This window comes from Mucilaginibacter sp., from assembly GCF_035492695.1.
GTDB lineage: Bacteria > Bacteroidota > Bacteroidia > Sphingobacteriales > Sphingobacteriaceae > Mucilaginibacter.
Map to the genome: position 1 here is coordinate 77206 of NZ_DATJJC010000031.1, position 8383 is coordinate 85588.

Sequence of the window (8383 nt, forward strand, 5' to 3'; positions counted from 1 at the left end):
CGATGTGCTTATATTTATTCCAACTTTCTCGCGGCATTCAGCCCGCTTGATAGTGCGGCTTCCACTGTGCCCATAGCAGCGCCTTCGTATAAATATTCACCGGCAAAGTAGATCATATCATCAACCGGCTCTTCTAATGTCTTGCGCGCGGCGCTGGAGTTCACCATATCATAAGCATACGAACCGCAGGTAAACGAGTCGGTTGTCCAATTCACGACTTTCCACGATACGAGCTCATTTTCCAGATCAGCCGGCTTGCGTTTGAATATGTTTGCAAGTGACCTGATACCTGATCGCAAAAAATCAACATCTGATAAATGCTTCCTGCATTCGGCAGGCGGCCCGCCAAGCCAGCCGGTAATTACTGCGGAATGCGTTGGATATTGTGTCCACCAGGTAGGTATCTCTTCGGCCGATAAAACAAATCCCAAATTAGCCGCTTCTCCTGTTTCCCAAAACCGCTCCTTAAATTGAAACAACAGCTTTACTATCGCTCCAAAACCAATTTGTTTTAAAGCGTTTTCATGCGCATCGATCCCCGGCTGAAATATGATTGCGCCCCGGTTCAATACTCCCAACGGCAATGCGACCACCAACTTTCCCGCGCCATATTTTTTTCCATCAGCCGTTAACACTTCAGGTCTGCCGTTACCCCATCGTACTTCTTTCACTACCGCGTTCAACAATATGGCTGCGCCATTCGTTTTACTGTCGTTCGCCAGGAAATCGATCAATTTTCCATACCCACCCGTTACCCGGTATTGTGCCCCTTCGTCCTCATTTTCCCATTCTTCGCGCAATGCAAAAGAACTGGCCGAAAAAGGGTCTGCAGTATCATAGCCGGAAACATACCTGCTCACAGCGTTCCTTAAAGCTTCATATTTATCGCCGCTAAAATTATCCTGCAGGAAATTTCCTATACTAACATCATGATCCAAATGGCTTAACTTCTCCATTACTTTATCCCAACCCTCAATATCCCACGCTCCTTTAGCAAGCTTTCCATTATTGTAATGCCACATTTCCCCCTCGGCTGAAATATATTCAATACCCGCCTTTTTTAGTAAATGTAAAGTAACGGGCAGATTGCCATGTACAAATTCGGCGCCAAGTTCGGCGTGTTTAAAAAACGATTCATCGCTAATGGTATGGATACGCCCGCCTATCCTATCCCTTGCTTCCAGTACTATCACTGTTTTACCCGCCTTTGAAAGCGTGTAAGCTGCCATAAGACCCGAAGCACCCGCGCCAATAACGATCACGTCAGCATTTTTCATATAAATTGCAAGTTAGGCGCTATTTAGCTTGATACCATCTTTTAAATACAAAAAGCCCCGGTCAAGCCAGGGCCTTACTACAAAAGATGACCGCTTGATTGCTATTTTGCTTTAACCGATAAACCGATTGTTTGTTTCTTCAAATTCCAGCCTTCCACAACTATAGTTAACGGGCTGTTTTGCAGCTTCGCCGACGGCACGCCAACCGAAACTGTAATATGATCATGAGGAGCTAATGTAAAGTAGTTCGATGTCCAATAACCGGGCATTACTTCCTCTCCATTTTGGATTAATTGCGGCCGTATAAAGAAGGCAACCTTATCTGATGTATTTGCGATCTCCAGTGTCCACTTGTCTTCCGTTTTCTCTTTTATTGCATTTAGCAGTTTGATAGTCACGTTAGCATTTGGCATATTGTTCAAAGCTTTCAAATCGTTTCCCGGGGCCAACCAATAAGTATTGCGCGATACCATTTTTCCCGCACCGTCTTTAAGGTTCATCACCACAAAAACCATTTCATTAATATCTTTTAACGCTTTTCCAATAGGTATGATCTCTTTCGTTCCTGCCGAATCAAGTCTAACCGCATTAGCAGTGAAGGTTTTTATCAGCTTGCTATCAGTATTAAAAATAGAAACGTTGGCTTTTAGGTTCCCCGTTGATTGATGATACCGGTTAATAATAGCCGCAGTCGAATCATCCAGGTTAAGCTGGATATGCACCGGCTCACATGCATTTTGCATAGCATAGTAACCAGCATTGGGCTCCAGGTACCAGTCATATATCTGCCAAACTACGCTGGGGAGCGCGGCATTCAGCTTCCATAACATCACACCACCCGTCTCATTCAATTTATGTCCCGCTGCCTCAAATATGCCCTGGTAGCCAACATAATTCATCAGTTGCATCTTATCCGAAAAATTGACCATCGTCTCCGGCTGGCCATACCGCTTCACCATTTCGTCCATATATTTATCGTACTGGGCTGCACCAGTTGCCGCATCGTGGTAACCCCACGAATTATTGAGCGGAAAAGGCAATTTTGTATCCCATACCAGGTTAGGTATTATTTTAGCCAATGTATTATAAGGTGGCTGCGAGGGTATGCCGGTTTCATCTTTAAACACCCAATCGCGCCCTGCATCGGCTAAACGGTAATATATTTTCGGATCGCGCCAGGCGTATGGGCCGCCGCTGTAAACACCCGAAGGCATATTATCGGGATAGGAACCCTCCCATCCCTGCGGCAGTTTAGCAAAACCTGACGAACTCGGGATAAACGGCCGCGTACCATCAAGAGCTATGATATTGTTACGCATGGCATCGTACAACTCCCGTCGTGCGTGGCCCTCGTTACCGCCTGTCCAAACCAATAGGCTTGGATGGTTGCGGATGCGGTATATAGTACTCACCACGTTCCTGATGAACACATTTCCTTCCAGCGGCCAGTCGGGTGAGCCTTTAAATTCGCCCTGGGTATCGCCCGTTACCCAAAAATCCGACCACACCATCAGGCCATATTTATCAGCGGCATTCCAGAAGGCGTCGGGAGGTGTAACGCCCCCGCCCCAGATGCGTACCAGATTAACATTAGCATTCCGGCACAAATGCATCTCATAGTCGTACCTGGCCGAATCGCGGTGCACCATCATATCAGGCACCCACGCGCCGCCGTCAAGATGTACGCGCTTGCCATTCACGTAAAAGTCACGCCGGACAAATCCTTTAACGGTAGTGGTTCTTGAGCCCACAGTACGCACACCGAAGACAAAAGAAGTGTCATCACCCAGCGAGCCATCGCGGTCAAAATATTGCAGGCGGATCCTGTACAGGTTAGCCCTGCCGTAATTGTTCGGCCACCACAAATGTGGTTTACTGATGACTTTGTTTAATCTTATCTCTTTGGACCCATTTCCATCAACAATCACATTTTCAACGTATTGCAGGGGCACAACTCCTGCAAAATTTTCGGGTGAAATATTTATCTTTAGCTTACCCGACCGTTCCTGTTTGCCATGATTAGCTAATGTAAGGTTAAGTTTAAGGCTGGCCATAGAGGTATCGGGCAACCGTGGTAATTCGGTGATAAGTTGCGGGCGACTGATGGTAACGGCGCTGCTTGTACGCAAAAACACAGGCTGCCAGATCCCCATATTCCGGTCACGTACAGGCGGTATCCAGTCCCAACCGACAGAGCAAAGCATGGTCACATTTTTTCCTATATCCCCTGTTGGGCCACCGTTCTCATAAAACGGGCCGAGTGCCTGTAATTGCTCTTTGGATGGGTAACCGGGATAATCTAATGGATATATTTTTACAGCAAGAGCATTCTCGTCACCAGCTTTTATTTCGTTGCTAACATCCAGGTTATGCTCGGCAAACATGCCCGCCATTTGAGCTGAATCAGCAATTAGCTTACCGTTGAGCCAAACGGCGGCCCGGTAATTGATCCCTTTAAATATCAGCTGAAAATAACGCCCTTTATCGGCCGCCGGAACTTTAAAAGTGGTACGGTACCAATAGGGCTTCTTCCATGGGTTGGGGTTATTGGGTAAATGACTGTATTGTTCGAGGTTATATTCTTTATTAAACTGATCCGACGCATCGGGTATCAGCATATTATTAAGTCCCTGGTAAGGGTCGGGGTAAATATGATTGGCAACCAGGCCGGTCAGCACTGTGGACGGCACCTTTACCGGGAACCAATAAACATTGGGTTTGTATGCCGGATCAGATATTTCGCTACCCGATCCTGTTATCAGGGCAGATGATTGCAAATCGAAGTTTGTCAATTTCACCTGTTTCACTATTCCATTCTGAGCGAGCGCGTGACCGGTAAAGATCAAACTAATTGTGAACAGTACAGCCGGGATAAGTACAAGTCTTTTCATCAGTACAATATTGTTTGTAAAACTACTTAACAATCAGCCCCGGCAACTTGTACTAATTTACCCTTTTGTTGTACTATTTTAAATCGCCGGCCAGGGTTGTATTGCAACATAAATTTTACGGATAGATCAGTAGCTCAAAAGCGTTCCTGCAACGGTTAAAGCTCAATTCATCCAGGGTAATAAACTTTTTACGTTCGTTTAATGCGTTATTTTACAAACTAAATTTTAAGTAGGTTATATTGGGCAACCCTAATTAAGCTCACGGTACACATTGAAGTAATTGTTCTTTGTATATCAGTGCCTGTAAATTATTTATCTGCTAAAAATCACCGTTTATCTACACTTTACCGGGGTACATCTATCAATCCTGTTTAAAACTAAAAAAGCAGTTATCTTACAGCAAAAGCAACTAAACAAGCGCTATCCATGTAAATGATATTATAGTAGCCATTACCACCTCGTCTGCCACCTATGTCAAAAACTAAACTTATATTGTTTGGAGCCGTCCTTATTCCTATGGTTATTGCGCTGTCCGAATGTCTGAATACGAAAAAGGCTCCGGACCCGCGCGGCAAGGATTATGCCGGTTCAGCATCCTGTGTAAGTTGTCATAAGAGCATCTCCGAATCGTACCTGCATACCGCTCATTTTATATCGTCCCAACCAGCCGATTCGGCAACGATACAAGGCGATTTCGGTAAGGGCCATAACGAGATTACATATAATCCGCATGCCACAGTGGTTATGGACAAACGCAAAAGCGGTTTTTACCAGATAGCCTATCATGATGGGAAAAAAGGCGAATCGGGTAAGTTTGATATTGTTTTTGGTGGCGTAAAAGGGCAAACATACGCTTATTGGCTGGCCAATGAACTGTTTCAATTGCCGGTATCACACGTTAGCAACGCGCAAAAATGGATCAATAGCCCAGGCTATCAAAACTCTGACCCCGACTTTGAACGGATGATCACCTCGCAATGCCTCGGCTGCCACATGTCGTATGCGAAAGTGGTACCCGGAAAACTTCCTTTGTTTGTACAAAATCCCGAAGGTTTTGACAGGGCAACAATGATTTACAATATCGATTGCGAAAGATGTCATGGCCCGGCAGAAGAGCATGTTGAGTTCCAAACAGCTAATCCGACCGTAAAAGAAGCAAAGTATATTGCCACTTATAGATCGCTTACCAGGGAGCAAAAGATCAGCATGTGTGCGGTATGCCATTCGGGGGCAAATAATGTGATGTTAAAGCCAACATTCGGCTTCAAACCTGGCGATACGCTGAGTAAGTATATGAAAATAGTTCCGGCAAATTTATCTGCTGATTATAAAGACATCGATGTCCATGGCGACCAGACCGGGATGCTGGCAACAAGCAAATGTTTTATCAGCACAAATATGAGCTGTGCCACGTGTCACAATACGCACCAAAACGAACGTGATAAACAAGTATTATTTGCCGCCCGTTGCATGAGTTGCCATACTAAAAGTAGTGATCACGAATGTAAGCTGAGTGGTAAACTCCCACCTGCACTACTAACCAGCAATTGCATTGACTGTCACATGCCTGCATTCGCTTCAAAGCTCATCGTGGCCGGGAAATCCGGCGCCATGGTACACACACATCACATAGCAGTTTACCCGGAAGAGACAAAAAAGATATTGAAATATCTTAAGCTGCCCGCAGGCAACACCCGCTAAAATACGTTCTCTGAACCTATCGGAAAAAAGTTTCCCAATATACCCAGATACCTGAATTTTATCATGTGGGTATTACGCGGCGCGTCGATATGGTCGCCAATATTTGAGTATAGCGAGAATACAAAAAAATTGGCATCCCGGCCGGCAATCTCATTGCCCCGGCTTTCGTGCAAATATGATTTGAATTCACGCAAACCGGGATTAGTCACTACCAGTAGCAGCAAGGGGATTGCCACCACATATACAATAGTCCTTCTCATTGTAATTAGGTCTTCTACACGAATGTAGTAATATTTTTGTTACAATCAGACGAATTTATTTGCAATTTTGAAAGCGCCTCAAATCAATTTTCCACCACACTCATTTCCCATTGTGATTCTCCAATACTATAAAAGGCAGATGCTGGTCCCAAAATGGCTTTACATCTTCTAACATAAATCCATTTGAATAATTACCCAGGATAATATCCATTTTGCCGTCATGATTCATGTCTGCTGCCGTTAGGGTCATCCAGCGTCCGTATTTGTTTACAGGTATGGCGTGCGGCTTAAAATCCATCGGTTTATTCTGTTCGAAATAGATAAAATTCTCTGCAGGATTATTCTTAAAATCTGCAAAAAAAGCTATGGTGGCTATATCTGTATCGCCATCGCTATCAAAGTCGCCAACAACTACTTTTGTACAACCGTTGATCGGGTAAAAATACGACTGTTTAAATTTCCAGTCGCCGCCGTTGGTATAGATATATAAACCGTGGTAAGGCTTAAAAATCCGTGAATTGTGATAGTTATAACCGCATGCAAGTACCAGGTCAGGCTTTCCATCATGGTTCATGTCGGCCAGTTGAAAACTGTTACAATCATAAGCCGGTGGAAGCTCAAGTATAACTTTGGTTGTAAACCCTCCCTTTTGATCATTTAAAAACATCCACACACCTTCGTCCCCTCTTCCAAATAATATCATCAGGTCAGGCCAGCCATCATTGTTAAAGTCTCCGACAATTCCTTGTGCTGCGCCTGCTTTGTCCGAGATGGTGTTTTGTGTAAAAGTGTGATCGGCGTTCTGCTTCAATAAATAAACCCCGCCGATAGCGTTGCCCTGGCCAAGTATTACCCAATCAGACAAACCATCTTTATTAAAGTCTCCGCTAATAGTTTGCACCGGCCTTGCCAGGTCTGACTGAACCAATGAGGGCTCGATATTAGTTTTTTTAGAATCCAGGTCGACTTTCATTACCCTTCCGTCCGGAAAATCCATCGGCATTATCTGACCTATGCATGAGAACACACCCTGGTGAGCACCATTTTCTGTAGTAAAGGCAGCATCTACGGCTGCTGACGGAAGCTCGGCAGCCGTGCGGCTTTTAAGGTTTGCATCCCATTCGTATAATTTTGATGTGATAACATCGCTGGTGTATAATTTATTTGTAGACGGATCAACAGCAGTCATTGTTGTATAGGCAATATTTTTTGCTGGCTCCGGCTTTCTCAGGCTAAAACCCGCCCAATCGCTAACCAATGGAGCGGGTTTGTTAGCAGCATGTAATTCTTTCGGCGCCGCTTTGATGTAATACGCTACTATCATCTGCCACTCGGGTAATGAAATGCCGCTGGTGTCAGGTGCTTTTTTATAATAATCTACGCCGTAAGTTGATAACCCAAGATAGTGCGACATGGCTGGCAGCGTATGGAATTTCCATACATCTTTTGTTAAGGCCTCCGGCTGAACCGCCTGGTGGCATTTAGTGCAATATTTTTGAGCCAGCATCTTGCCATCGGCTATAGTATCGCCCGTTGGTTTATATATCCTCGCATTATTGTTTGTACACCCGTTGAATAACATGCCGCCAGCCAGCAGGAAGACAAATAGCAGTAAATAAATTGTGTATAGCCCGGTTTTATTGAGTTTCATGATCAGTATCAGAAATATTATCAGTTATTCAGTTTCAATTTATTCCAGATGAGTTCGCCTACCAGTTTGCCCTGTTTGGCGCCTTCAACCGAACTGTTCAGGTAGTGGATGCCGCCATAGAACCTGCTCATCGCTGTTTCGTCCGATGCCTTGATGAACGATTTGAAGTCCCGCTGCAAACCGATGTATTTCAGGTCGCTGGTGTCGTGAAAGGCATAGTTGTCGCCAAATTCATGGGTTAGTACTACAGCTGATGCGGCACTTATGGTGCTGTGTCCTGCCGTGTATTCCGGGAACGGGGGTGTTTGCAACAGCGGCAGCCAGTTGTGGTCTACCTTTTCGTTGATCACCGTTACCGGCCTTACATACGCATAGGTGTACTTTACTTCCCAGCAGGTGATGAATGATTCGAACAGGGCGATCGAGGTCAGGGCATAGGCCTGCGCCGTTTTGGTGGCGCTGGCCTTGCTTTGCCGGCAGGCTATCGTGGTAATGCCGATCCAGTGCCCCCCGGGGGTGATCTTCTTGTCGGCAAACATCATGTGCCCGTTGTGCATCACCACAAAGGGGTTGTCGTCCCAGTAGCGGGCTATCGTTTCCTGT

6 protein-coding genes are annotated in these 8383 nt (G+C 45.3%); 1 reads left to right on the forward strand and 5 read right to left on the reverse strand.

Annotation, left to right across the window (positions count from 1 at the left end; genetic code table 11):
* Positions 1-14 precede the first annotated feature (14 nt).
* Both VL525_RS18960 and VL525_RS18965 read right to left on the reverse strand, forming a co-directional pair.
* A complete protein-coding gene (locus VL525_RS18960) occupies positions 15-1277 on the reverse strand; it encodes an NAD(P)/FAD-dependent oxidoreductase (protein WP_325388601.1) in 1263 nt (420 codons plus the stop codon).
* 101 nt (positions 1278-1378) lie between these two features.
* Complete coding sequence (locus VL525_RS18965; protein WP_325388602.1) at positions 1379-4168, reverse strand: glycoside hydrolase family 2 protein; 2790 nt, start codon at positions 4166-4168, stop codon at positions 1379-1381.
* Positions 4169-4639: 471 nt separating this feature from the next.
* On the opposite strand from VL525_RS18965, the gene VL525_RS18970 reads away from it, so the two are divergent.
* Positions 4640-5869, forward strand: a complete 1230-nt coding sequence (locus tag VL525_RS18970; RefSeq protein ID WP_325388603.1) for a multiheme c-type cytochrome — start codon at positions 4640-4642, stop codon at positions 5867-5869.
* On the opposite strand, the gene VL525_RS18975 is transcribed toward VL525_RS18970, so the two are convergent.
* From VL525_RS18975 to VL525_RS18985, 3 genes are all read right to left on the reverse strand, one after another.
* The gene (locus VL525_RS18975; RefSeq protein WP_325388604.1) at positions 5866-6129 is read right to left on the reverse strand and encodes a hypothetical protein; all 264 of its coding nucleotides are present in this window, start codon (positions 6127-6129) and stop codon (positions 5866-5868) included. The genes VL525_RS18970 and VL525_RS18975 overlap by 4 nt on opposite strands.
* Before the next feature lie 100 nt (positions 6130-6229).
* The gene (locus tag VL525_RS18980) at positions 6230-7780 is read right to left on the reverse strand and encodes a VCBS repeat-containing protein (RefSeq protein WP_325388605.1); all 1551 of its coding nucleotides are present in this window, start codon (positions 7778-7780) and stop codon (positions 6230-6232) included.
* Positions 7781-7800: 20 nt separating this feature from the next.
* A partial coding sequence (locus tag VL525_RS18985; protein WP_325388606.1) for a vanadium-dependent haloperoxidase occupies positions 7801-8383 on the reverse strand: 583 nt, incomplete at its 5' end.

Coding starts and splice junctions, on each gene's coding strand:
- VL525_RS18975 (WP_325388604.1), bottom strand. CDS start 6,129: ATGAGAAGGACTATTGTATATGTGGTGGCAATCCCCTTGCTGCTACTG.
- VL525_RS18980 (WP_325388605.1), bottom strand. CDS start 7,780: ATGAAACTCAATAAAACCGGGCTATACACAATTTATTTACTGCTATTT.
- VL525_RS18960 (WP_325388601.1), bottom strand. CDS start 1,277: ATGAAAAATGCTGACGTGATCGTTATTGGCGCGGGTGCTTCGGGTCTT.
- VL525_RS18965 (WP_325388602.1), bottom strand. CDS start 4,168: ATGAAAAGACTTGTACTTATCCCGGCTGTACTGTTCACAATTAGTTTG.
- VL525_RS18970 (WP_325388603.1), top strand. CDS start 4,640: ATGTCAAAAACTAAACTTATATTGTTTGGAGCCGTCCTTATTCCTATG.